Here is a 23,378-nt window from a genome sequence, read left to right on the forward strand (position 1 = left end):
TGACCCCATGCCGAACTCAGAAGTGAAACGCCGTAGCGCCGATGGTAGTGTGGGGTCTCCCCATGTGAGAGTAGGGAACTGCCAGGCATCAAATAGAACGAAAGGCTCAGTCGGAAGACTGGGCCTTTTGTTTTATCTGTTGTTTGTCGGTGAGCGCTCTCCGGAGTAGGGACAAATCCGCCGGGAGCGGATTTGAACGTTGCGCAGCAACGGCCCGGAGGGTGGCGGGCAGGACGCCCGCCATAAACTGCCAGGCATCAAATAAAACAAAAGGCTCAGTCGAAAGACTGGGCCTTTTGTTTTTATGTTTTGCGGCCAGATGCGGCACCAGTTCCCCGGTGGCGCTATGCTTACCGGGGCTACGCAACCCGTAGCCCGGAAAAGGCGCATCGCGCCGCCTCCGGGGAAAGCCGCTGCCATAGCAACGTAAACGAAAGGCTCAGTCGAAAGACTGGGCCTTTTGTTTTTATGTTTTGCGGCCAGACGCGGCACCAGTTCCCCGGTGGCGCTACGCTTACCGGGGCTACGCAACCCGTAGCCCGGAAAAGGTGCGCAGCACCGCCTCCGGGGAAAGCCGCTGCCATAGCAACGTAAACGAAAGGCTCAGTCGGAAGACCGGGCTTTCTGCTTTTGTCTTTTGCGGCCAGACACGCCGCCATCTCCCCCGGTGTCGCTACGCTTACCGGGGCTACGCAACCCGTAGCCCGGAAAAGGTGCGCAGCACCGCCTCCGGGGAAAGCCGCTGCCATATCAACGTAAACAAAAGGCCCAGTCACACGACTGGGCCTTTTGTTTTTCTGGCGACTGAGCCAAAGGGAACGCCTCCAGGCTGAGCATTCATGGAGAGGAATTGCTAACGAGTCAGCGCCACGATACCTAACGTGAGACCGGCAACCGCTGCGGCCCCACCGGCGATCGCGCCAGCCGTTTCCCAGTTATCCTGTGTTGTGCCTTTTACACAGGTATTGGTATGCACCAGTCGGCCCTGCGAGTCATAGACAGGCACGCACGGGGAATCATGGGCACAGCCAGCAAGCAACGTTGCTAACAATGTCACTAATATTAATTTTTTCATGGTATTACCTCTAAATAACCGTTTGCTGTCAACGTTGTTAACACATAACGGAATAGCTTATTTTACCACCGCAATGACCCGGGCCTGGAAGGGGAAATAATCTCAAATTATGAGCAGTGTAAATATCGTGAAGAGAAATGAGAAATAATGAAGAGAATATGCAGGAAGGGATATACCAATGCGTTAGTTGGGGATGAAAAATTAATATTTCTACTAACTTGTTGTTCTGATAAATATAAAAAAAGGCGCCGCGTGGCGCCTTGATAATTATAGTCGATTATTCTGCGTGGCGGGTAAAGCGACGCCTTACGACCACAAAGAACACCGGCACGAAGAAGATGGCCAATAGCGTTGCAGTAAGCATACCGCCCATCACACCCGTACCGACAGCGTTTTGCGCGCCGCTACCAGCGCCATGGCTAATCACTAACGGCATGACCCCAAGAATAAAGGCTAATGAAGTCATTAATATAGGGCGTAGACGCATACGGGATGCCTCCAGGGTTGCCTCAATAATGCCTTTCCCTTCTTTATCCATAAGATCTTTAGCGAACTCGACAATAAGAATAGCGTTCTTCGCAGATAAACCAATAGTCGTTAGCAGGCCAACCTGGAAATAAACGTCATTATTCAACCCTCTAAGCGAAGCTGCTAATAATGCGCCGATAACCCCTAATGGCACAACCAGCATAACTGAGAATGGAATAGACCAGCTTTCATAGAGCGCTGCCAGGCAGAGAAAGACGACTATCAGCGAAATAGCATATAACGCTGGCGCCTGGTTACCTGATAGACGCTCCTGATAGGACATGCCGGTCCAGTCATAGCCAATACCCGTAGGTAGTTTACTGGCGAGTTGTTCCATCAGCGCCATCGCTTCCCCTGTACTCTTGCCCGGAGCCGCTTCGCCGAGGATCTCCATTGAAGGCAGGCCGTTGTAACGTTCCAGTCGTGGGGAGCCATATACCCAATGCGAGGTGACAAACGCTGAGAAGGGCACCATCTCGCCGTTGGCGCTGCGAACGTACATGTTATTGATATCGCTTGGTAACATTCGGAATTCCGCTTCGGCCTGAACATAGACTTTCTTCACGCGGCCGCGGTCTATAAAGTCATTTACGTAGTAGCCGCCGAGGGCTGCCGAGATGGTTTCGTTAATGTCGGATAGTGAGACCCCCAGCGCCTGCGCTTTCTCTTCATCGACGTCAAGTTTAAACTGCGGCGTATCCTCCAGACCGTTAGGGCGTACGCGCACAAGTTGATCCGGATGCTGTCTTACCATACCTAAAAGCTGGTTTCGAGCCTGGGTCAACTGTGAATGCCCTAAGCCCCCCTGGTCAATCAGCTCGAAGTCGAAACCGGTCGCGGTACCTAACTCGATGATGGCCGGCATGTTGAACGGGAAGACCATTGCATCTTTAATCTGGCTAAATGCGGCGGTGGCACGCTTGATAATGGCTTCAACGCCGTTTTCCGAACCGCTGCGCTCTTCCCATGGTTTCAGACTGACAAACGCCATACCGGAGTTTTGTCCTTGTCCGCTGAAGCTAAAGCCGTTAACGGTGAACACGCTCTCAACATTAGCTTTCTCTTTCTGTAGATAGTAGTCGCTGACGGAGTCGAGCACCTTTTGCGTACGCTCTTGCGTAGCGCCAGCAGGTAACTGAACCATGGTCAGGAACACACCCTGGTCTTCATCAGGCAGGAAGGATGTAGGCAGGCGGACAAACAGTACTGCCATGCCGATAACGATCAGCAGGTAGATGACCAGGTAGCGCCCGGTACCTCGTAAGATCCCGCTTACGCTATTGGTGTAATGGTTAACGCTTTGGTCAAACCTGGCGTTAAACCAGCCGAAGAACCCCTTCTTGCCATGATGGTCGGCGGATGACGGTTTTAACATGGTCGCGCACAGCGCCGGAGTCAACACCAACGCGACCAGCACAGAGAGCGCCATTGCGGAAACGATAGTAATTGAGAACTGGCGGTAAATCGCCCCGGTAGAGCCGCCAAAGAAGGCCATCGGGACGAATACCGCCGAGAGCACCATGGCGATACCAACCAGCGCCCCCTGAATCTGCTCCATTGATTTCTCTGTGGCTTCAACGGGGGAAAGCTTGTCCTCGACCATGACGCGCTCGACGTTCTCTACCACCACGATGGCATCATCGACCAGTAGCCCAATCGCCAGCACCATGCCGAACATCGTTAGCGTATTGATGGAGTAGCCGAACATCGCCAGTACCGCAAAGGTACCCAACAAAACCACCGGCACGGCAATCGTCGGGATAAGCGTCGCACGGATGTTCTGCAGGAACAGATACATCACGAGGAAGACGAGGATAATGGCTTCAAACAGCGTTTTCACCACTTCATGAATGGAGATTTTAACGAACGGCGTGGTGTCGTAGGGATAAACAACTTTCATCCCTTGCGGGAAGAAGGGCTGCAGCTCGGCAAGTTTCGCCTTAATCGCCGTAGCGGTATCCAGCGCATTGGCGCCGGTCGCCAGTTTAATCCCCAATCCAGAGGCGGGTTTACCGTTAATGCGGGCGACAACGTTATAGTTCTCGCCGCCTAATTCAATGCGCGCGACATCCTTCAGGCGAACGACGGAACCATCGGCGTTCACCCGCAGCGTGACTTTACCGAATTCCTCCGGATCTTTCAGGCGAGTTTGAGCAATGATCGAGGCGTTAAGCTGCTGACCTTTAACAGATGGTGTTCCGCCAAGTTGCCCGGCGGCAATCTGATCGTTTTGCACCTTCAGTTGGTTGATAACATCGACCGGCGTGAGGTTATATTTATTCAGCAGGTTGCCGTCAAGCCAGATACGCATGGCATATTGCGCGCCGAACAATTGCACATCGCCAACGCCGTTAAGGCGGCTAATAGGGTCTTTAATGTTAGAGGCAACGTAGTCGGAAATATCATCCTGGGTAGTGTTTGGATTATCAGAGATAAAACCGGCAACCAGCAGGAAGCTGCTGCTGGATTTCTCAACGCTAATACCTTGCTGCTGTACTTCCTGTGGCAGCAGCGGCGTCGCCAGCTGCAGTTTGTTCTGTACCTGAACCTGAGCGATATCCGGATCGGTGCCGGATTTGAAAGTGAGCGTTATGGTCACACTACCGGATGAGTCGCTGGTAGAGGACATGTACATCAGATTATCGATACCATTCATGTTCTGTTCGATAACCTGGGTGACGGTGTCCTGCACGGTTTGCGCATCCGCGCCAGGATAGGTAGCAGAAATCGCCACCGCAGGCGGCGCGATCGTGGGATATTGCGCAATAGGGAGCTGCATGATGGCCAGGCCACCGGCAATCATCATGATGATTGCCAGCACCCATGCAAACACCGGTCGATGGATGAAGAACTTAGACATAGCGATTCATACCTTATTGTGCAGCTGGGGCAGCGGTATCTTCCGTCGCCTTCACGGTGACGCCAGGGCGAACCTTTTGTAATCCACTAACGATGACTTTGTCGCCGTTTTGCAGACCGCTGGTGATCAACCATTTATCGCCTATCGCCTGCGCGGCGGTGACCTCACGGTTTTCCACCTGGTTCTGCGCATTGACGATCATCACCGTGGCATCGCCGCGCGGCGTGCGGGTAACCCCCTGCTGTGGTACCAGAATCGCTTGCGGATTGATGCCTTCATCGATACGAGCGCGAACAAACATGCCCGGCAGGAGAGTGTGTTGCGGGTTAGGGAATACCGCGCGAAGCGTGATGGACCCGGTACTCTCATCGACGGTGACATCGGAGAATTGCAGCGATCCTTTCAAGGAGTAGGGCTGGCCATTTTCCATAATCAACTGCACGCTTTTGCTGTCATCGCCACGCTGCAGGCTTTCCTGCTTCAGACGCATAAAATCGTTGCTGGATTCGGTCACGTCGACATAGATCGGATCGAGTTGCTGCACCGTCGCCATAGCGTCAGCCTGGCCGTTGGTCACCAGTGCGCCTTCAGTTACGCTGGATTTACCAATGCGACCGTCAATCGGCGAGGTCACTTTGGTGTACGCCAGGTTGATACGGGCGCTTTCGACCGCGGCTTTAGCCGCCACGACGTCGGCATCGGCCTGATGTGCGGTGGCGACGGCCTGATCGTATTCTTGCTGGCTGATGTATTTCGTTCCAAGCAGAGGAACATAGCGTTTTACCGTCAGATGGGCGATAGCCGCTGCGGCTTCGGCTTTCGCCTCGTCGCCTTTGGCGCTGTTCCACGCGGCCTGATAAGTGGCGGGGTCGATTTGATAGAGCGATTCACCGGCCTTGATATCGCTGCCCTCGACAAAATTGCGTTTCAGGATAATGCCGCTGACCTGGGGGCGAACTTCAGCGACGCGAAAAGCCGAAGTCCGCCCCGGTAATTCGGTAGTAACGGAGAGCGGTTCGCTGCGCACCACATGTACGCTAACCTGAGGCGCTTGCGGCTGCGCCTGTTGATCGCCTGAATTATCACAACCGGTAAGCAACAAGGTGGAGATAATTAGGCTGGCTAAAAGAGAAACTCTGGCATGACTCGTCATTGCTGTTCCTTATAGATTACGGGCCGGATAGGGCGGCGAATCTGCGAAGAAATAATGAATATTAAAGCGGTTCGTTATCCTACAAATAATCACCGATGGATGTAAGAAATAGTTATTTTTGGACAATGAACAAGGCACGCAAAAACAAAAAACAGGCGATTGATTTAGCTCCTCTTCCTTTAATATTTCTTTTGTGAATATGTTCTTTGTTTATATTTATCTCATGTATAAGATATCTCTGTTATTAAATGTTTGTATCTGCATTTTTGCTAAATAATAATATTTAAGGAATGTTAAGTTGGTAGGTATGTCAGTAAGATTTGTATTCACCGTTCGGCAGCTAGTGGGAAAGGTTATGGCCAGAAAAACCAAAGAGGACGCATTAAGAACGCGTCAGCTCCTGATTGAGTCCGCGATCCAGCAGTTCGCACAGCGCGGTGTTACCAATACCACGCTGACTGATATCGCCGACGCCGCTGGCGTCACGCGTGGAGCGGTGTACTGGCATTTTTCCAGCAAGGCGGAGTTGTTTAATGAAATGTGGCAGCAGCAGCCGCCGCTTAGGGAGTTATTGCCCCATCAGCAGTGGGAACTGGATAACCAAAATCCGTTAATGGGGTTACGTAAAAAATTTATTACCGGGTTGCAATATATTGCCGAAACACCCCGACAGCAGGCGCTGTTACAGATTCTTTATCACAAATGCGAATTCGCCAGCGATATGCTGCCGGAAACGGAAATCCGCAAGCGAATTGGCTTTAATTACGCGATAGTCCGTGACGTACTACAACGTTGTGTCAGAAACAGGTTATTACCGGCGGAAACAAATATCGAAATCACGTTAATTATATTACATGGCGCTTTTACAGGAATTATTAAGAACTGGTTAATGGACCCTGAAAAATTCAATCTCTATGAGCAGGCGCCCGTGCTGGTAGACAATATTATGTCGGCGTTATCGCTGCAGCAACCTGGCCATAGCGGGTGGCCGATGGCTGCCGTGGGGCAGTAGTCCAGTATCAAAAATCAGGCCATAAAAAAAGGCGCTTCCCCATGCCGAAGAGCGCCTTTTTAATTCAGCAATTTACTGATTAATATCAGTTCATGCCGTATTTTTTCAGTTTCTTACGCAGAGTACCGCGGTTGATACCCATCATCAGGGCAGCGCGGGTCTGGTTACCACGGGTGTATTGCATCACCATGTCCAACAGTGGCTGTTCAACTTCAGCCAATACCAGCTCATACAGATCATTAACATCCTGACCATTCAGTTGAGCAAAATAGTTCTTCAGTGCCTGTTTAACCGAGTCACGCAGGGGCTTTTGAGTTACCTGATCCTGAGAGTTAACGGTAGAAACGGTCAGTACGTCAGAATTTACGCGTTGTTCGAACATAGTTCTGTCAGCTCTTTATTTCTATTACGCAAAATTTTCGAAGTATGCCTCCAACGCCTCCAGCTGTTCGCTGGCATCCTCAATGGCGTTGAATGTGCGCCGAAACTGGTCATTTGGAGCATGCTCCTGGAGATACCAGGAGACGTGTTTACGCGCGATTCGGTACCCTTTTGCCTGACCGTAAAAGTCATGCAGTTCCCGAACGTGCGCGCAAAGCAAGCGCTTAACCTCTGCCAACGGCAGGGGGGGCAGCAACTCCCCAGTGTCCAGATAATGCTGGATTTCCCGAAAGATCCAGGGTCTTCCCTGAGCCGCACGGCCTATCATGAGGGCGTCAGCCCCCGTGTAGTCGAGCACGGCTCTGGCTTTAAGCGGGTCAGTAATGTCGCCATTCGCGATAATCGGAATGGAAACTTTCTGCTTAACTGCCCGAATACTGTCGTATTCAGCTTCTCCGTTAAACAAGCAGGCGCGAGTGCGTCCGTGAATAGTCAGAGCCTGAATGCCACATTCTTCAGCCAGTTGGGCAATCTCTACACAGTTACGGTGTTCCGGTTCCCAACCGGTGCGAATCTTGAGAGTCACCGGAACGTCCACTGCCTTGACGACCGCGGTCAGGATTGACTTCACCTGATCGGGATACTGCAAGAGGGCTGAACCAGCGAGCTTACGATTCACCTTTTTAGCCGGGCACCCCATATTGATATCAATAATCTGGGCGCCGCTTTCCACGTTAATACGGGCGGCCGCGGCCATCTCTTCCGGTACGCTACCGGCGATTTGCACGGTACGAATACCGGGCTCATCAATGTGCACCATCCGTAACCGGGACTTGTCGCTCTCCCATACCTGCGGGTTGGAGGACATCATCTCGGAGACGGTTAAACCTGCTCCCATCTCGTAACACAGCGTCCTGAATGGTCTGTCAGTGATGCCAGCCATAGGTGCTGCGATCAGGCGATTTCTGAGCTGGTGGTGTCCGATGCGCATGAGTTAAGAAATGACCATACTGTGACTGCAAGGCGGCGTATATTACGCATTTTTTGCGCGAGATGAAAGGCCAAACTTTGACCAATCCTCTGTTACAGATCAATGAATCCAGGAGTAACGTAATAGTCATGAATAAATTATCATATTAATCATTGCGTTATTAGCAATGGGATAATTTGTGTCCAATTATAAAATCGCAAAACTTCTCGATTTTTCTGAGACGAAGGCGATACGAGACGGGATAAAACGCTGTTTTTGTAGCCAAAAAAGGGCATCGTAATGCGATCCGGCTCTCATTTCCTGGCAATATTCGGCGGTTACTGGAAACAAAAATGCGGCCCGTAGGCCGCAGTCTTACTTAGTTTTTCTGTCCGGTAATTCGGCACCACTCCTCTTTCTCCACCACCGGGTCGAGGGTGAAGAGCGGGGCGTAGGCTTCGCAGACGCTTTCCGCCTGGCTTGCCAGGATTCCGGAAAGGCCCAGCAGGCCGCCTGTAACCGGCAGGACGCTGATTAAAGGGGCCAGCTCACGCAACGGGCCTGCCAGGATGTTTGCGACCACCACATCGGCTTTCATGGCTTCTGGCTGATCCTGCGGCAAATACAGTTCAAGGCGTTCGGAGACGCCGTTACGCTGGGCGTTATCACGGCTGGCCTGAATGGCCTGCGGATCGATATCAATACCGATAGCTTTGGCGGCGCCCAGCTTCAGCGCGGCGATCGCCAGGATGCCGGAACCGCAGCCAAAATCGATAACCGTTTTGCCCTGAAGGTCAAGGCCATCGAGCCACTGCAGACACATCGCGGTCGTTGGGTGAGTACCGGTACCAAAGGCTAGACCTGGATCAAGCATCACGTTGACTGCATTCTCATCAGGAACATCGCGCCAACTCGGGCAAATCCACAGGCGTTCGCCGAAACGCATCGGGTGGAAGTTATCCATCCACTCGCGTTCCCAGTCTTTATCTTCCAGCTGTTCAATTTTATGCGCGAAGCCTGCGCCGAGCAGCGGATGCTGCTCAAGGATAGCAACCGCTTCGTTCATGTCGCTTTCCGCGTCGAACAGGCCAATAACGTCGGTATCGCCCCACAAACGGGTTTCACCCGGCAGCGGCTCAAACACCGGCGTGTCGTGGGTGTCCTGGAAGGTAATCGAGACCGCGCCGGCCTCCATCAGCGCGTCGCTCAGTTCTTCCGCGTGAGCGCCGGTCGTATTCAGTTTTAGTTGGATCCAAGGCATGGCAAAACTCTTTATTTATCAGTAGTCATAATAGGGGCTGGCGGTACGGGCTGACCGAAACGGTTCCCGACGACAAAAGCCAACAAACTTAGCAGCAGCGAGGGCACGATAGGGTGGAAGCCCAGGTACTGAATATTAAACGTCGCGAGCACGGCATACAGTACGCCGCCCACTAACATCGCGCTGAGCGCGCCAGCAGCATTTGCCCGCTCCCAGTAGAGACCCAGCACCAGCGGCCATAAGAACACCGCTTCCAGGCCGCCAAAGGCCAGCAGATTAAGCCAGATAATCATTTCCGGCGGCCGCCAGGCGGCCAGCATCATAAGTATGCCGAGCACTAAGGTGGCGATCGTTGAGATCCGCTTCAGCTTCTGCTCATTACGCTTTTTCGTAGGCTGAGCGCTGAGCCACAGATCTTTAATGATCGTAGCCGATGCCTGCAGTAAATGGGCGTTAACGTTAGACATAATCGCGGCCATCGGCGCCGCTAAAAATAGCCCCGCGGCCCACGGCGGCAGCACCTGGACCATCAACGTCGGGATCACCTGATCGGGGACGGTGAGGCCCGGCAGGACGGCGCGGCCAAGCGCGCCGGCGAGATGCATACCGAACATCAGAATCGCCACCACGATGGTGCCAATAACGATCCCGCGGTGCACGGCCTTGCTGTCTTTATAGGAGATACAGCGCACGGCGGTATGCGGCAAGCCGATGACGCCGAAACAGACCAGTACCCAGAACGAGGTCATAAAGGTTGGCGTGAGGATATCATCGGCGCCGTGAGGCGACACCAGCTGCGGGTCGATCCGCTGGAGCGTATCTACCGCCTGATGCAGACCGCCAGCGGCATGCACTACGCCAACCAGCAGGACGATCGTCCCGATCAACATCACCATTCCCTGCATGGTATCGTTGAGTACGCTGGCGCGGAAGCCGCCGAACGCGGTATAGAGCGCGATCGTGATGCCAAATATCAGTAGTCCGGTTTCGTATTTGATACCGGCGGCGGTTTCCAGCAGGCGCGCGCCGCCAATAAACTGCACCGCGATGGCCCCGACAAAGGCCACCAACAGGCTGACGCTGGCAATCCATACCACCGCGCGGCTTTGGTAGCGCGCCTGCAGCATATCGTTAAGGGTAATGGCGTTGTAGCGGCGCGCCAGGATCGCGAACTTCTTGCCGAGGATCCCGAGAGAGAGCCAGATCGTCGGTACCTGGATCATCGCCAGCAGTACCCAGCCCAGTCCATATTTGTAGGCGGCGCCGGGACCGCCGATAAACGAGCTGGCGCTAATATAGGTGGCGGTGAGGGTCATCGCTAATACAAAACCGCCCATCGATCGGCTGCCAAGAAAATACTCGCTAAGGAAGTTCCCGGTACTGCGTTTACGCATCGCGTAAAGAGACAGCCCGAAGACCACAAACAGATAAGCGATCAGCACCACGATAATCTCAAGCTGCATCGTTATCCTCCAGAGAGATATCGCGGAAGATAAAGCGCACCATCGCCCAGCACAGCAGAACGAACAGCAGCGGCACCAGCAGGCAGGCCAGTTCGAACCAGTGTGGCAGCCCGGTAAAGCCAATACCGACGCCCGGTAGATAGGCCGCAGCCAGCCAGGCGGCAAGATAGAGAAGGGTCAGCCACAGCGCCCAGCGCGCTTCTTTATGGGCCTGAACAAATCTTTTGTCCATTTTTTGTCCCTTGAGGATGAAGAAAGCGGGGATTGTACCGCATGGAAAAGTCGAGGGGAGAGAAAAAGAAAAAAGGCCGGATTATCCGGCCTTTTGCAGCGAGTACAGGATTATTTTTCCTGCAGTCCGAGTTTTTTCTCCAGATAGTGGATATTGGTGCCACCATGCTGGAAGTTCTCGTCGCTCATAATGCGCATCTGCAGCTCAACGTTGGTTTTGATGCCATCGATGATCAGTTCCTGCAGCGCGTTCTTCATGCGGGCAATCGCCACATCACGGCTTTCGCCGTAGCAGATCAGTTTGCCGATCATTGAGTCATAGTACGGCGGTACGGTGTAACCGGCGTAGATATGAGACTCCCAGCGCACGCCAAAACCGCCCGGCGCGTGGAAGCGGGTAATTTTACCCGGGCTCGGCAGGAAGGTGTTCGGGTCTTCGGCGTTGATACGGCATTCCACCGCATGGCCGCGAACCTGGACTTCTTCTTGCTTGATAGACAGCGGTTGACCCGCCGCGATGCGCAGCTGTTCTTTGATCAGGTCGACGCCGGTGATCATTTCGGTAACCGGGTGTTCTACCTGAATACGGGTGTTCATCTCAATGAAGTAGAACTCGCCGTTTTCGAACAGGAATTCAAAGGTACCCGCTCCGCGATAGCCGATATCCACACAGGCTTTCGCGCAACGTTCGCCGATGTAGCGACGCAGTTCCGGGGTAATGCCCGGCGCCGGCGCTTCTTCGACGACTTTCTGGTGACGACGCTGCATGGAACAGTCGCGTTCTGCCAGATAGATAGCGTTGCCCTGGCCGTCCGCCAGCACCTGGATCTCGATGTGACGAGGATTTTCCAGGTATTTCTCCATGTAGACCATGTCGTTGTTGAAAGCCGCTTTCGCTTCCGCTTTGGTCATGGAGATGGATTGCGCCAGTTCAGCGTCGCTGCGCACGACGCGCATACCGCGACCGCCGCCGCCGCCGGAGGCTTTGATGATAACCGGATAGCCGATGCGTTTGGCATGCGCGCGGTTTGCGTCCATGTCGTCGCCCAGCGGGCCATCAGAACCTGGAACGGTCGGAACGCCAGCTTTCTTCATTGCGGTGATGGCGGACACTTTGTCGCCCATCAGGCGGATAGTGTCGGCTTTCGGGCCGATGAAGATGAAACCGGAGCGCTCAACCTGCTCGGCAAAGTTAGCGTTCTCGGAAAGGAAACCGTAACCCGGGTGAATCGCTACCGCGCCGGTGATTTCCGCCGCGCTGATGATAGCCGGGATGTTCAGATAGCTTTTTACGGACGGAGCCGGGCCGATGCAGACCGTCTCATCCGCTAATAATACGTGTTTTAAATCGCGATCCGCGGTGGAGTGCACAGCGACGGTCTTGATGCCCAGTTCTTTACAGGCACGCAGGATGCGCAGTGCGATCTCGCCACGGTTAGCGATGACAATTTTATCCAGCATGTTCGCCTCGTTACTCGATGACAACCAGCGGCTCGTCGAATTCTACAGGTTGGCCGCTTTCGATCAGAATGGCTTTAACCACGCCGGCTTTGTCGGCTTCGATCTGGTTCATCATTTTCATCGCTTCTACGATGCACAGGGTGTCGCCCACGTTAACTTTCTGACCGACTTCCACAAAGGCTTTCGCGTCCGGGCTCGGGGTGCGGTAGAAAGTACCGACCATCGGGGAACGTACGATGTGACCACTGATTTCCGCTTTCGCTTCAGCGGCAGGTGCTGCTGCCGGCGCTGCGGCGGCTGGCGCCTGAGGCTGGGCGATTGGCGCAGCATAAGCTTGCTGCATTACCGGATAGCTGGCGGCCGGCGCTGCACGGCTGATGCGTACAGACTCTTCGCCTTCAGAAATTTCCAGTTCGGAGATGCCTGATTCTTCAACCAGCTCGATCAGTTTTTTAATCTTACGAATATCCATGAGTGGGTTCCGTACTCTTTGTTTAGTGTGTTTGTGACAGGCGTTTTACCGCCGTCTGTAAAGCGTATGAATAGCCGTCCGCACCTAATCCGCAGATAACGCCCGAGGCGACATCAGACAGATACGAGTGGTGACGGAACGGCTCGCGCGCATGCACGTTGCTCAGGTGGATCTCGATAAACGGGATACTCACGGCAAGCAGCGCGTCGCGGATGGCCACGCTGGTATGCGTAAACGCGGCCGGATTGATCAGGATATAGTCCACAGAGTCTTTAGCCTGATGAATTCGGTCGATGAGCGTGAACTCCGCATTGGATTGCAGGTGGTCGAGCGTCACGTTTAGCGCTTCCGCTTCTGCGGTTAAACGGTTAACAATTTCTGCCAGCGTTAGCGAACCATACTTCTCGGGTTCACGGCTGCCGAGCATATTAAGGTTTGGTCCGTTCAAAAGCAAAATGCGAAACTTGTCAGCCATTGTGCAGCTATCTCCTGCTAATCTCGGGCAAAAAACAAAATATACCTTCGATGCGCGCTTGTCACCTTTTCAGGGTTCGAAAACCCCTTCAGGAAAACCAAAGTCGCACATTATAACGATTTCGTAGCAATTGGCAGCTAAATACTGGTCTTATCAGGGAAGATTATCAACCGCTATCGTAAAAAGAGTCGCGGTTGATAAACGTTCTGCGGGGAACTGCACATATCCGGAGATTAGCGCCACCACTGGCGAAACTTCTTATAGCGGCTGGCTAAAAGTACCATTGCCAGCCCGGCATAAATCAGCGGCTGCGGCGATAAAATTTTCACCGACCACAGATAATGTATAGGGGCGAGGATCGCGACCAGATAGACGAAGTTGTGCAATGTTTGCCAACGACGGCCTAATTTTCGTTGCATGTACTGGGTTGACGTCGCCGCCAGCGCCAGTAAAACCAGCCAACTGATTAAACCAAGCGTGAGATACGGACGGTTGATTATCTCGGAACCGAGTAACGCCAGATTGTTAATGCCTAGCTCCAGCAGCGTATAGCTGGTGAGATGCAACGTTGCCCAGGCAAAGCACCATAACCCTAATAAACGACGGGTGCGTATCAATAATGGCTGTTTAGCGTAACGCGCCAGCGGCGTAATAAGCAAGGTGGCAAGCAAAAACTTCAGCGCCATCCGTCCGGTAAAATGCTGGATATCCTTCGCCGGATCGGCGCTGAAGTAGCCCTGATGCCCGGCCCAGAACAGCCAGACCAGCGGTAAAAAACCGGCTAAATGCAGCACAACTTTCAGCCAGCCTATCTGTTTAACGCTCAGACGCACTAGAAATTCTCCCGTAAGTTAAGCCCGCGATACAGCGAGGCGACTTCCTCGGCATAGCCATTAAACAGCAGCGTTGGCTGGCGTTTTACGTCGAGTACGCCGCCGGCGCCGATGAACCGCTCGCTGGCCTGCGACCAGCGCGGATGATCGACGTGCGGGTTCACATTGGCATAGAAACCGTATTCATCCGGCGCCGCCAGATTCCAGGTTGTCGGCGGCCGCTCGCGGGTTAACTCAATACTCACGATCGATTTAATCCCTTTAAAGCCGTACTTCCACGGCACGGTCAGGCGGATGGGGGCGCCGTTTTGCGGCGGTAACGCTTTCCCGTAGACGCCAACGGTCATCAGCGTGAGCGGGTGCATCGCTTCATCAAGGCGCAACCCTTCGACATAGGGATAGGCCAGGCCGCCGCCGATGAAGCGATCTTTTTGTCCCGGCATCTGTTCCGGCGCATACAGCGTTTTGAAAGCGACGTAGCGGGCGTTGCTGGTGGGCTCCACCAGCGAGAGCAGTTTATGCAGGGGGAAGCCGACCCACGGTACGACCATCGACCAGGCCTCCACGCAGCGCATACGATAAATTCGTTCTTCCAGCGGGAAACGACGGGTCAGGTCGTCGTGATCGAGCGTCAGGGGTTTGGCGACTTCGCCGCTGATGGTAAGCGTCCAGGGGTCAGTGCGCAGGCTGCCTGCGTTAGCGGCCGGATCGGCTTTATCGAGGCCAAATTCGTAGAAGTTGTTGTAGCCGGCGACTTTATCTTCCGGGGTGAGGGCGAGCTTACTTTGCCATGCTGCGGGTTTATCAAAGGTGAGGGCCTTTCCGGCGGGCGCCGGCGGGCGGTCATGGCCTTTGAACCAATCGAGCAGGTCGGCATGGGCCTTTGTTGAGAGCGACATCGCCGTCGCGCCGATACCGAGCATTTTCAGCACCTGGCGGCGCTGCAGGTTAAATACCGATTCCGCCGTTACGTCGGCTTCCGTCAGTTTTCTGGTTTTCATGGCGTCCTCCGTCATACTTTTTCCTAAGCATGACGGAGGCGGAGCGCGATCGCGAATATGTCACGAAAAATTGCAGATTAGCCGATTTTGACCAGCGTACGACCCTGGATCTGGTTGTTCATGATCTTGTCGGCGAAGGCCGGGGCATCGGCAAGGGAGATTTCAGTCGCGCTTTGCGCGTAAAAAGATTCCGGCAGATCGCGCGTCAACCGGCGCCAGGCTTCGGCGCGGCGCGCAGGCGGGGTCATTACCGAATCGACGCCCTGCAGGCGTACGTTGCGTAGGATAAACGGCATCACGGTGGTCGGCAGCGCGAAACCGCCCGCCAGGCCGCAGGCCGCGACGCAGCCGCCGTAGTTCATCTGCGCCAGTACCTTCGCCAGTACTTTATCGCCGACGGTATCGATAGCACCCGCCCAGATTTGTTTTTCCAGCGGACGGGTCTCGGTAAACTCATCGCGGCCCAGAATACGCTGCGCGCCGAGGCTTTTCAGAAAGTCATGGGTGCTTTCGCGACCGGAAACCGCCGCCACCTGATAACCCAGATGATGCAGCAGAGCGACCGCCGTGCTGCCGACGCCGCCGCTGGCGCCTGTTACGACGATCTCGCCATCCTGCGGTCGTACGCCGGCGTCTTCCAGCGCCATCACGCATAGCATGGCGGTAAAGCCTGCGGTACCGATGGTCATCGCTTTGCGTCCGTCGAGACCTTCAGGCATGGCCACCAGCCATTCACCTTTGACGCGGGCGCGCTCGGCCAGGCCGCCCCAATGGTTTTCTCCCACGCCCCAACCGGTGAGCAACACCTGCTGGCCAACGTGAAAACGCGGATCTTCGCTGGCATGGACGGTACCGGCAAAATCGATACCAGGAATCATCGGAAAGTTGCGGATAATTTTTCCTTTGCCGGTAATGGCCAGGGCATCTTTATAATTGAGGCTCGACCAGTGAATATCGACCGTCACATCGCCTGGCGGCAGCAGGTTGGCATCGATGTTTTGCACCGAGGAAAGGGTTTTGCCATCCTGCTGTTCTAAGATTAAAGCCTGCATATGTGGTTCCTCGCGGTTTGAAGATTGGAAAAATTATTCTGCAGACTATACTCGCTAACGGCATTATTACGTGGATGTAACGCAATAAATTGCCAGATACGCCAGCTTTGGTAGTATGCGTCGCTTCAGAAAGTTAGTACTTACTTAAGCAAAAGTCTTAAAAGGGGCCCGAATGCCCTTCGGGTAGTTATTCACACGCGGAGTTAACACAGGGATGCGATTAACGACGAAATTCTCAGCATTTGTTACGCTGCTCACCAGCCTGACGATTTTTGTCACGCTCATCGGCGCGTCGCTGAGCTTTTACAACGGCATTCAGATTAAAGTTGAGAATCGCGTGCAGGCGGTGGCGACGATGCTGGACAGCCGCCTGGTAACCACCTCTTTTGAAAAGCTCGAACCGCAAATGGACGAGCTGCTGACGCCGGTAGAAGTCGAACATATTGATTTTCTGCTCAACGGCAAATCGCTTTACAGCCATACCCGCGGCGACAGTTATCGTCCGCTGGGCAGTAACAACCAGTATCGTGAAATGACGGTACCCTCGCTCAAACATCCCGGAATTTCGATTCGTCTGGTCTACATGGACCCGATGGTCAATTATTTCCGCTCGCTTCACGTCACCGCGCCGCTCTCCTTCGCCATCGGCTTCATGGTGCTGATTATCTTCTTTTCGATTCGCTGGATCCGCCGCCAGCTGGCGGGGCAAGAACTACTGGAGCTGCGCGCGCGGCGCATTCTCAGCGGCGAGCGCGGGCCGCAGGTGCGCGGTTCGGTCCATGAATGGCCTGCCAGCACCAGCAGCGCGCTGGATATGCTGCTCTCGGAACTGCAGTTCGCCAGCGATCAGCGCAGCCGCATGGATACCCTGATTCGATCCTACGCCGCCCAGGATTCCAAAACCGGCCTCAATAACCGTCTGTTCTTTGATAACCAGCTGGCGACGCTGCTGGACGATCAGGAAAAGGTGGGGGCGCACGGTATCGTGATGATGATTCGCCTGCCGGAGTTTGATCTGCTGCGCGACAACTGGGGACGGGCGGCGGCGGAAGAGCATTACTTCACGCTAATTAATTTGCTGTCTACTTTTATTATGCGCTATCCCGGCTCGCTACTGGCGCGCTATCACCGTAGCGATTTCGCCGTCTTATTGCCGCATCGCACTTTAAAAGAGGCTGATAGTATCGCCGGGCAGTTACTCAAGGCGATGGATGCGCTGCCGTCAACACGGGTGCTGGATAAAGACGACACGATGCATATCGGCATCTGCGCGTTCCGCAGCGGCCAGTCCACTTCTCAGGTGATGGAACACGCCGAAGCGGCTACCCGCAACGCCGTGCTACAGGGGAGTAATAGCTGGGCGGTTTACGATGATTCACTGCCGGAGAAAGGGCGCGGCAACGTGCGCTGGCGGACGCTTATCGAGCAGATGCTTAGCCGCGGCGGCCCGCGCTTGTATCAGAAACCGGCGGTCATGCGCGATGGGCGGGTACATCATCGCGAGCTAATGTGTCGCATCTATGACGGTAAAGAAGAGGTGATTGCCGCCGAGTATATGCCAATGGTGCAGCAGTTTGGCTTAGCGGAAGAGTACGATCGCCTACAGATTACGCGTTTGCTGCCGTTATTAAGTTATTGGCCTGATCAAACGCTGGCCCTGCAGGTGACCGTGGAGTCGCTGATTCGCCCGCGTTTCCAGCGTTGGCTGCGCGATACCATGATGCAGTGCGAAAAATCACAACGTCGGCGGATTATTTTTGAACTTGCAGAGGCGGATGTTTGTCAATATATCGGCCGTTTACACCCGGTTATGCGGTTGATAAACGCGCTGGGCATTCGCGTCGCCGTGGTTCAGGCCGGGTTGACGTTGGTTGGCACCAGTTGGATCAAGCAGCTGGACGTGGAAGTGATCAAGCTGCATCAAGGGCTATCGCGCAATATTGAAAAACGCAGCGAGAACCAGTTACTGGTTCAAAGTCTGGTGGAGGCCTGTAAAGGGATGCCGGTACAGGTTTTTGCGACGGGAGTACGCAGTCGCAGCGAGTGGCAGGTGCTGTCGCAATGCGGCGTGACCGGCGGGCAGGGGGAATTTTTTGCCGCCTCACAGCCACTTGACACAAATGTGAAAAAATATTCGCAAAGATACTCTGTTTGATCTGCCGTTTGGCGTGATTTCACGTAGAATAACGCGCGCCATAGTAAAGGGGGTGTGCTTGTCTACCCGCCGGAATGTCGCAACTTACGCAAGACTGACCTTTGACAGGTACAAACAGAGCACGGAGCGCAGCTGATTTATTCAGCGCCGAAGGGACTTCGTAAATGTTTGTAACAAAGGAAATGAACTGCACTAATTTTCACCGTAGCAGATGATTTTTGCGCCTTGTCGCTGCTGCGTGTGGTTGGTAAAGTAAGCGGATTTTGTTTTCCGCCCCAGCTTTCAGGATTATCCCTTAGTATGTTAAAAAAATTTCGTGGCATGTTTTCCAATGACCTGTCCATTGACCTGGGTACCGCGAATACCCTTATTTATGTAAAAGGACAAGGCATCGTATTGAATGAGCCTTCCGTTGTGGCCATTCGTCAGGATCGTGCCGGTTCGCCGAAAAGCGTTGCCGCTGTAGGTCATGAAGCGAAGCAGATGCTGGGCCGTACGCCGGGCAACATCGCGGCGATTCGCCCGATGAAAGACGGCGTTATCGCCGACTTCTTCGTGACTGAAAAGATGCTGCAACACTTTATTAAACAGGTGCATAGCAACAGCTTTATGCGCCCGAGCCCGCGTGTGCTGGTGTGCGTGCCGGTTGGCGCGACCCAGGTTGAGCGTCGTGCTATCCGCGAATCCGCGCAGGGTGCTGGCGCCCGTGAAGTTTTCCTGATCGAAGAGCCGATGGCGGCCGCGATCGGCGCAGGCTTACCGGTTTCTGAAGCGACCGGTTCTATGGTTGTTGATATCGGCGGCGGTACTACCGAAGTCGCGGTTATCTCCCTGAACGGCGTGGTCTACTCTTCTTCCGTACGTATCGGCGGCGACCGTTTCGATGAAGCCGTGATCAATTACGTGCGTCGTAACTACGGTTCCCTGATCGGCGAAGCGACCGCTGAGCGTATCAAACACGAAATCGGTTCCGCTTACCCGGGTGATGAAGTACGCGAAATCGAAGTGCGCGGCCGTAACCTGGCTGAAGGCGTTCCACGCGGCTTCACCCTGAATTCCAACGAAATCCTCGAAGCGTTGCAGGAGCCGCTGACCGGCATCGTCAGCGCCGTTATGGTCGCGCTGGAGCAGTGCCCGCCGGAGCTGGCATCCGATATCTCCGAGCGCGGTATGGTCCTGACCGGCGGCGGTGCGCTGCTGCGCAACCTTGACCGTCTGTTAATGGAAGAGACAGGGATCCCTGTCGTAGTTGCAGAAGATCCACTGACCTGCGTCGCTCGTGGCGGCGGTAAGGCGCTGGAAATGATCGATATGCACGGCGGCGACTTGTTCAGCGAAGAGTAGTCAGCCTGAAGGTCTGGGGCAGCTTAAGGGCTGCCTCTGGTCTTTACTGACACGAGAATACGCATAGCCTATGAAGCCAATTTTTAGCCGTGGCCCGTCGCTACAGATTCGCCTTATTCTGGCGGTTTTGGTGGCGCTTGGCGTCATTATCGCCGACAGCCGCCTGGGTACGTTCAGCCAGATTCGAACGTACATGGATACTGCCGTCAGTCCTTTCTACTTTATCTCAAATGGTCCCCGGGAACTGCTCGACAGCGTATCGCAATCGCTGGCGACCCGCGATCAGCTCGAACTGGAAAACCGCGCGCTGCGTCAGGAGTTATTGCTGAAAAACAGCGATCTGCTGATGCTTGGCCAATACAAACAAGAAAATGCCCGCCTGCGTGAACTGCTAGGCTCGCCGCTGCGTCAGGACGAGCAGAAGATGGTAACTCAGGTTATCTCGACGGTTAACGACCCCTACAGCGATCAGGTCGTTATCGACAAGGGCAGCGTCAACGGCGTTTATGAAGGCCAGCCGGTTATCAGCGACAAGGGCGTTGTCGGTCAGGTGGTGGCGGTTGCGAAAATGACCAGCCGCGTGCTGCTTATTTGCGATGCGACCCATGCCTTGCCGATTCAGGTACTGCGTAACGATATTCGCGTGATTGCCGCCGGCAACGGCTGCACTGATGATTTACAGCTTGAACATCTGCCGGCGAATACCGATATTCGCGTCGGCGATGTGCTGGTGACTTCCGGGCTCGGCGGACGCTTCCCGGAAGGGTATCCGGTTGGGGTGGTCTCCTCGGTACGTCTGGATACTCAGCGTGCTTACACGGTAATCCAGGCTCGTCCGACTGCCGGGCTGCAGCGTTTACGCTATCTGCTGCTGCTGTGGGGCGCCGATCGTAACGGCGCCAACCCAATGACCCCGGAAGAGGTTCACCGCGTTGCCAATGAACGCCTGATGCAAATGATGCCGCAGGTGCTGCCTGCGCCTGATGCGATGGGGCCGCAGATGCCGGCGCCGGCGACGGGCCTGACGCCGCCGCCGTCCGCGCAACCTCTGCCAGCAGGGGGGCAATAGTGGCAAGTTATCGTAGCCAGGGACGCTGGGTTATCTGGCTCTCGTTTCTTATTGCGCTATTGCTGCAGATTATGCCCTGGCCGCAGGACATCACCGTCTTCCGGCCAAACTGGGTGTTGTTGATTCTGCTTTACTGGATCCTGGCGCTGCCGCATCGGGTTAACGTCGGTACCGGCTTTGTGATGGGGGCGATTCTCGACCTCATCAGCGGTTCAACGCTTGGCGTACGCGCGCTGTCGTTAAGTATCGTTGCCTATCTGGTCGCTTTAAAATATCAGCTGTTCCGTAATCTGGCGCTCTGGCAACAGGCGCTGGTGGTCATGCTGTTGTCTCTTTCCGTTGATATCATTGTTTTCTGGGCAGAGTTTTTAGTGATCAACGTCTCTTTCCGTCCGGAAGTGTTCTGGAGTAGTGTAGTAAACGGTGTGCTCTGGCCGTGGCTATTCCTGCTAATGCGTAAAGTGCGTCAGCAATTTGCGGTTCAATAAAGGTTGATATGACAACTCTGTATCTGGCTTCTGGTTCCCCGCGTCGGCAGGAACTGTTAACTCAGCTTGGCCTCTCTTTCGAACGCCTGGTTCCGGGTATTGAGGAACGGCGCGGCCCGCAGGAGAGCGCTGCGCATTATGTTGCGCGTCTGGCGCGTGAAAAAGCGCTGGCTGGCGTGGCGATGGCGCCGCGCGATCTGCCGGTGTTGGGAGCGGATACGATTGTCATTCTTAACGGCGAAGTGCTGGAAAAGCCGCGCGATGCCGGGCACGCCGCAGAAATGCTTCGCATGCTTTCCGGAAAAACCCACCAGGTGATGACCGCGGTGGCGTTGGCGGATAAACAGCAAACGCTGGATTGTCTGGTGGTGACGGAAGTGACCTTCCGTCTGCTCTCCGAGCAGGATATCGCTACCTACGTAGCCAGCGGCGAACCTTTAGATAAAGCAGGCGCATACGGTATTCAAGGGTTGGGTGGTTGTTTTGTCAGGAAGATAAATGGCAGCTATCACGCCGTAGTCGGCTTACCGCTGGTGGAAACGTATGAGTTGCTGAGTAACTTTAACTCACTGCGTGAAGAAAAGGGATAAAGATGACGGCTGAATTATTAGTTAACGTAACGCCATCCGAGACGCGCGTCGCGTATATCGATGGCGGGATCCTGCAGGAAATTCATATTGAGAGAGAAGCGCGGCGCGGAATCGTAGGCAATATCTACAAAGGTCGTGTCAGTCGTGTGTTGCCTGGAATGCAGGCGGCTTTTGTAGATATTGGCCTGGATAAGGCCGCCTTCCTGCATGCTTCCGATATCATGCCGCACACCGAGTGCGTGGCGGGTGAAGAGCAGAAGCAGTTTACCGTTCGCGATATTTCCGAACTGGTGCGTCAGGGCCAGGACCTGATGGTGCAGGTGGTGAAAGACCCGTTGGGCACCAAAGGCGCGCGTCTGACCACCGACATTACGATACCTTCCCGCTATTTAGTCTTTATGCCCGGCGCTTCGCACGTCGGCGTGTCGCAGCGTATTGAAAGCGAGGCCGAGCGCGAACGTCTGAAAAGCGTGGTCACCGAATATTGCGACGAGCAGGGTGGGTTTATTATCCGCACCGCGGCGGAAGGCGTGCATGAGCAAGAGATGGCGGCGGATGCGGCCTACCTCAAGCGCGTCTGGACCAAAGTGATGGAACGCAAAAAGCGTAACCAGACCCGCTATCAGATGTACGGCGAGCTGGCGCTGGCCCAGCGCGTGCTGCGCGATTTCGCCGATGCTCAGCTTGACCGCATTCGCGTGGATTCGCGCCTGACCTACGAGGCGCTGCTGGAGTTCACCGCGGAATACATCCCGGAAATGACCAGCAAGCTGGAACATTACAGCGGCCGCCAGCCAATTTTCGATCTCTTTGACGTTGAGAACGAAATCCAGCGCGCGCTGGAGCGTAAAGTCGAGCTGAAATCAGGCGGCTATCTGATCATCGATCAGACCGAAGCGATGACCACCATCGATATCAACACCGGGGCGTTCGTCGGCCACCGCAATCTCGACGACACTATCTTCAATACCAATATTGAAGCCACGCAGGCCATCGCGCGCCAGCTGCGTCTGCGTAATCTGGGCGGCATTATCATCATTGATTTTATCGATATGAATAATGAAGATCATCGTCGTCGGGTACTGCACTCGCTGGAGCAGGCGCTGAGTAAAGACCGGGTGAAAACCAGCATTAACGGCTTCTCGCAGCTGGGGCTGGTCGAGATGACCCGTAAACGCACCCGCGAAAGCGTGGAACATGTGCTGTGTAACGAGTGTCCTACCTGTCATGGGCGCGGCACGGTAAAGTCGGTCGAAACGGTCTGTTATGAGATCATGCGCGAGATAGTCCGCGTGCATCATGCGTATGACTCAGACCGCTTCCTGGTCTATGCTTCACCTGCCGTCGCGGAAGCTCTGAAAGGGGAAGAGTCCCACGCGCTGGCGGAAGTCGAAATCTTTGTCGGCAAGCAGGTCAAAGTGCAAATTGAGCCGCTCTATAATCAAGAGCAGTTCGATGTGGTAATGATGTAATCATTCAGCCCGTCGTTCCCGATGGCGTCGGG

Annotated in this window: 21 protein-coding genes and 1 rRNA gene; 8 read left to right on the forward strand and 14 right to left on the reverse strand. The window is 54.6% G+C overall.

Annotated elements, in window-relative coordinates; all coding sequences use genetic code 11:
• Nucleotides 1-87: ribosomal RNA gene (gene rrf / locus PGR23_RS23675) — 5S ribosomal RNA — on the forward strand; the annotation flags it as partial.
• Nucleotides 88-853: 766 nt separating this feature from the next.
• On the opposite strand, the gene PGR23_RS23680 is transcribed toward rrf, so the two are convergent.
• The 3 genes from PGR23_RS23680 to PGR23_RS23690 form a co-directional block, all read right to left on the reverse strand.
• The gene (locus PGR23_RS23680; protein WP_015369447.1) at nucleotides 854-1,075 is read right to left on the reverse strand and encodes a hypothetical protein; all 222 of its coding nucleotides are present in this window, start codon (nucleotides 1,073-1,075) and stop codon (nucleotides 854-856) included.
• Between the two features lie 277 nt (nucleotides 1,076-1,352).
• The gene (locus PGR23_RS23685) at nucleotides 1,353-4,463 is read right to left on the reverse strand and encodes an efflux RND transporter permease subunit (protein WP_047047116.1); all 3,111 of its coding nucleotides are present in this window, start codon (nucleotides 4,461-4,463) and stop codon (nucleotides 1,353-1,355) included.
• 13 nt (nucleotides 4,464-4,476) lie between these two features.
• Nucleotides 4,477-5,616, reverse strand: a complete 1,140-nt coding sequence (locus PGR23_RS23690; RefSeq protein ID WP_047047118.1) for an efflux RND transporter periplasmic adaptor subunit — start codon at nucleotides 5,614-5,616, stop codon at nucleotides 4,477-4,479.
• A gap of 355 nt (nucleotides 5,617-5,971) precedes the next feature.
• On the opposite strand from PGR23_RS23690, the gene envR reads away from it, so the two are divergent.
• Nucleotides 5,972-6,628 (forward strand): acrEF/envCD operon transcriptional regulator, encoded by a 657-nt coding sequence (envR, locus tag PGR23_RS23695; protein ID WP_047047122.1) that lies wholly within the window; start codon nucleotides 5,972-5,974, stop codon nucleotides 6,626-6,628.
• Between the two features lie 85 nt (nucleotides 6,629-6,713).
• Here the strand turns inward: envR and fis are convergent, their stop codons facing one another.
• The 11 genes from fis to PGR23_RS23750 all read right to left on the reverse strand — a co-directional run bounded on the left by fis (nucleotide 6,714) and on the right by PGR23_RS23750 (nucleotide 16,228).
• On the reverse strand, nucleotides 6,714-7,010 hold the full coding sequence (gene fis / locus PGR23_RS23700; RefSeq protein WP_000462905.1) for a DNA-binding transcriptional regulator Fis: 297 nt from the start codon (nucleotides 7,008-7,010) through the stop codon (nucleotides 6,714-6,716).
• 24 nt (nucleotides 7,011-7,034) lie between these two features.
• Nucleotides 7,035-8,000 carry a tRNA dihydrouridine synthase DusB gene (dusB, locus tag PGR23_RS23705; RefSeq protein WP_015369451.1) on the reverse strand — a complete coding sequence of 322 codons (966 nt, stop codon included), beginning with the start codon at nucleotides 7,998-8,000 and terminating at the stop codon, nucleotides 7,035-7,037.
• A 358-nt stretch (nucleotides 8,001-8,358) separates the two neighbouring features.
• Nucleotides 8,359-9,240 (reverse strand): 50S ribosomal protein L11 methyltransferase, encoded by an 882-nt coding sequence (prmA, locus tag PGR23_RS23710; protein ID WP_015703628.1) that lies wholly within the window; start codon nucleotides 9,238-9,240, stop codon nucleotides 8,359-8,361.
• Nucleotides 9,241-9,251: 11 nt separating this feature from the next.
• A complete protein-coding gene (gene panF, locus PGR23_RS23715; RefSeq protein ID WP_045397242.1) occupies nucleotides 9,252-10,703 on the reverse strand; it encodes a sodium/pantothenate symporter in 1,452 nt (483 codons plus the stop codon).
• Entirely contained in the window at nucleotides 10,693-10,935 is a 243-nt protein-coding gene (locus tag PGR23_RS23720; protein ID WP_015369454.1) for a DUF997 family protein, read from the reverse strand. The genes panF and PGR23_RS23720 overlap by 11 nt, the downstream gene beginning before the upstream one ends.
• 110 nt (nucleotides 10,936-11,045) lie before the next feature.
• Nucleotides 11,046-12,395, reverse strand: a complete 1,350-nt coding sequence (gene accC / locus PGR23_RS23725) for an acetyl-CoA carboxylase biotin carboxylase subunit (RefSeq protein ID WP_015369455.1) — start codon at nucleotides 12,393-12,395, stop codon at nucleotides 11,046-11,048.
• 10 nt (nucleotides 12,396-12,405) lie between these two features.
• The gene (gene accB, locus PGR23_RS23730; protein WP_015369456.1) at nucleotides 12,406-12,867 is read right to left on the reverse strand and encodes an acetyl-CoA carboxylase biotin carboxyl carrier protein; all 462 of its coding nucleotides are present in this window, start codon (nucleotides 12,865-12,867) and stop codon (nucleotides 12,406-12,408) included.
• Nucleotides 12,868-12,889: 22 nt separating this feature from the next.
• Nucleotides 12,890-13,342 (reverse strand): type II 3-dehydroquinate dehydratase, encoded by a 453-nt coding sequence (gene aroQ / locus PGR23_RS23735; protein ID WP_047067131.1) that lies wholly within the window; start codon nucleotides 13,340-13,342, stop codon nucleotides 12,890-12,892.
• Nucleotides 13,343-13,575: 233 nt separating this feature from the next.
• Nucleotides 13,576-14,175: a protein-methionine-sulfoxide reductase heme-binding subunit MsrQ gene (msrQ, locus tag PGR23_RS23740; protein ID WP_047047133.1), complete on the reverse strand. Its 600-nt coding sequence runs from the start codon at nucleotides 14,173-14,175 to the stop codon at nucleotides 13,576-13,578.
• On the reverse strand, nucleotides 14,175-15,176 hold the full coding sequence (gene msrP, locus PGR23_RS23745) for a protein-methionine-sulfoxide reductase catalytic subunit MsrP (protein ID WP_396279353.1): 1,002 nt from the start codon (nucleotides 15,174-15,176) through the stop codon (nucleotides 14,175-14,177). The genes msrQ and msrP overlap by 1 nt, the downstream gene beginning before the upstream one ends.
• Before the next feature lie 77 nt (nucleotides 15,177-15,253).
• Nucleotides 15,254-16,228, reverse strand: a complete 975-nt coding sequence (locus tag PGR23_RS23750) for an MDR family oxidoreductase (protein ID WP_047047136.1) — start codon at nucleotides 16,226-16,228, stop codon at nucleotides 15,254-15,256.
• 214 nt (nucleotides 16,229-16,442) lie between these two features.
• Between PGR23_RS23750 and csrD the strand changes: the two genes are divergently transcribed.
• The 6 genes from csrD (at nucleotide 16,443) to rng (ending at nucleotide 23,346) form a co-directional block, all read left to right on the forward strand.
• Nucleotides 16,443-18,383 carry an RNase E specificity factor CsrD gene (gene csrD / locus PGR23_RS23755; protein ID WP_015369461.1) on the forward strand — a complete coding sequence of 647 codons (1,941 nt, stop codon included), beginning with the start codon at nucleotides 16,443-16,445 and terminating at the stop codon, nucleotides 18,381-18,383.
• 300 nt (nucleotides 18,384-18,683) lie between these two features.
• Nucleotides 18,684-19,727, forward strand: a complete 1,044-nt coding sequence (mreB, locus tag PGR23_RS23760; protein WP_002918653.1) for a rod shape-determining protein MreB — start codon at nucleotides 18,684-18,686, stop codon at nucleotides 19,725-19,727.
• 70 nt (nucleotides 19,728-19,797) lie between these two features.
• Nucleotides 19,798-20,796: a rod shape-determining protein MreC gene (gene mreC, locus PGR23_RS23765; protein ID WP_015369462.1), complete on the forward strand. Its 999-nt coding sequence runs from the start codon at nucleotides 19,798-19,800 to the stop codon at nucleotides 20,794-20,796.
• A complete protein-coding gene (gene mreD, locus PGR23_RS23770; RefSeq protein WP_396279354.1) occupies nucleotides 20,796-21,284 on the forward strand; it encodes a rod shape-determining protein MreD in 489 nt (162 codons plus the stop codon). The genes mreC and mreD overlap by 1 nt, the downstream gene beginning before the upstream one ends.
• A gap of 8 nt (nucleotides 21,285-21,292) precedes the next feature.
• Nucleotides 21,293-21,874: a Maf family protein gene (locus PGR23_RS23775; protein WP_015369464.1), complete on the forward strand. Its 582-nt coding sequence runs from the start codon at nucleotides 21,293-21,295 to the stop codon at nucleotides 21,872-21,874.
• A gap of 2 nt (nucleotides 21,875-21,876) precedes the next feature.
• Complete coding sequence (gene rng, locus PGR23_RS23780; RefSeq protein WP_015369465.1) at nucleotides 21,877-23,346, forward strand: ribonuclease G; 1,470 nt, start codon at nucleotides 21,877-21,879, stop codon at nucleotides 23,344-23,346.
• Nucleotides 23,347-23,378: the final 32 nt, after the last annotated feature.

Source organism: Klebsiella sp. 141162, from assembly GCF_050600755.1.
GTDB lineage: Bacteria > Pseudomonadota > Gammaproteobacteria > Enterobacterales > Enterobacteriaceae > Klebsiella > Klebsiella aerogenes.

Coding starts and splice junctions, on each gene's coding strand:
- PGR23_RS23680 (WP_015369447.1), bottom strand. CDS start 1,075: ATGAAAAAATTAATATTAGTGACATTGTTAGCAACGTTGCTTGCTGGC.
- PGR23_RS23685 (WP_047047116.1), bottom strand. CDS start 4,463: ATGTCTAAGTTCTTCATCCATCGACCGGTGTTTGCATGGGTGCTGGCA.
- PGR23_RS23690 (WP_047047118.1), bottom strand. CDS start 5,616: ATGACGAGTCATGCCAGAGTTTCTCTTTTAGCCAGCCTAATTATCTCC.
- envR (WP_047047122.1), top strand. CDS start 5,972: ATGGCCAGAAAAACCAAAGAGGACGCATTAAGAACGCGTCAGCTCCTG.
- fis (WP_000462905.1), bottom strand. CDS start 7,010: ATGTTCGAACAACGCGTAAATTCTGACGTACTGACCGTTTCTACCGTT.
- dusB (WP_015369451.1), bottom strand. CDS start 8,000: ATGCGCATCGGACACCACCAGCTCAGAAATCGCCTGATCGCAGCACCT.
- prmA (WP_015703628.1), bottom strand. CDS start 9,240: ATGCCTTGGATCCAACTAAAACTGAATACGACCGGCGCTCACGCGGAA.
- panF (WP_045397242.1), bottom strand. CDS start 10,703: ATGCAGCTTGAGATTATCGTGGTGCTGATCGCTTATCTGTTTGTGGTC.
- PGR23_RS23720 (WP_015369454.1), bottom strand. CDS start 10,935: ATGGACAAAAGATTTGTTCAGGCCCATAAAGAAGCGCGCTGGGCGCTG.
- accC (WP_015369455.1), bottom strand. CDS start 12,395: ATGCTGGATAAAATTGTCATCGCTAACCGTGGCGAGATCGCACTGCGC.
- accB (WP_015369456.1), bottom strand. CDS start 12,867: ATGGATATTCGTAAGATTAAAAAACTGATCGAGCTGGTTGAAGAATCA.
- aroQ (WP_047067131.1), bottom strand. CDS start 13,342: ATGGCTGACAAGTTTCGCATTTTGCTTTTGAACGGACCAAACCTTAAT.
- msrP (WP_396279353.1), bottom strand. CDS start 15,176: ATGAAAACCAGAAAACTGACGGAAGCCGACGTAACGGCGGAATCGGTA.
- PGR23_RS23750 (WP_047047136.1), bottom strand. CDS start 16,228: ATGCAGGCTTTAATCTTAGAACAGCAGGATGGCAAAACCCTTTCCTCG.
- csrD (WP_015369461.1), top strand. CDS start 16,443: ATGCGATTAACGACGAAATTCTCAGCATTTGTTACGCTGCTCACCAGC.
- mreB (WP_002918653.1), top strand. CDS start 18,684: ATGTTAAAAAAATTTCGTGGCATGTTTTCCAATGACCTGTCCATTGAC.
- mreC (WP_015369462.1), top strand. CDS start 19,798: ATGAAGCCAATTTTTAGCCGTGGCCCGTCGCTACAGATTCGCCTTATT.
- PGR23_RS23775 (WP_015369464.1), top strand. CDS start 21,293: ATGACAACTCTGTATCTGGCTTCTGGTTCCCCGCGTCGGCAGGAACTG.
- rng (WP_015369465.1), top strand. CDS start 21,877: ATGACGGCTGAATTATTAGTTAACGTAACGCCATCCGAGACGCGCGTC.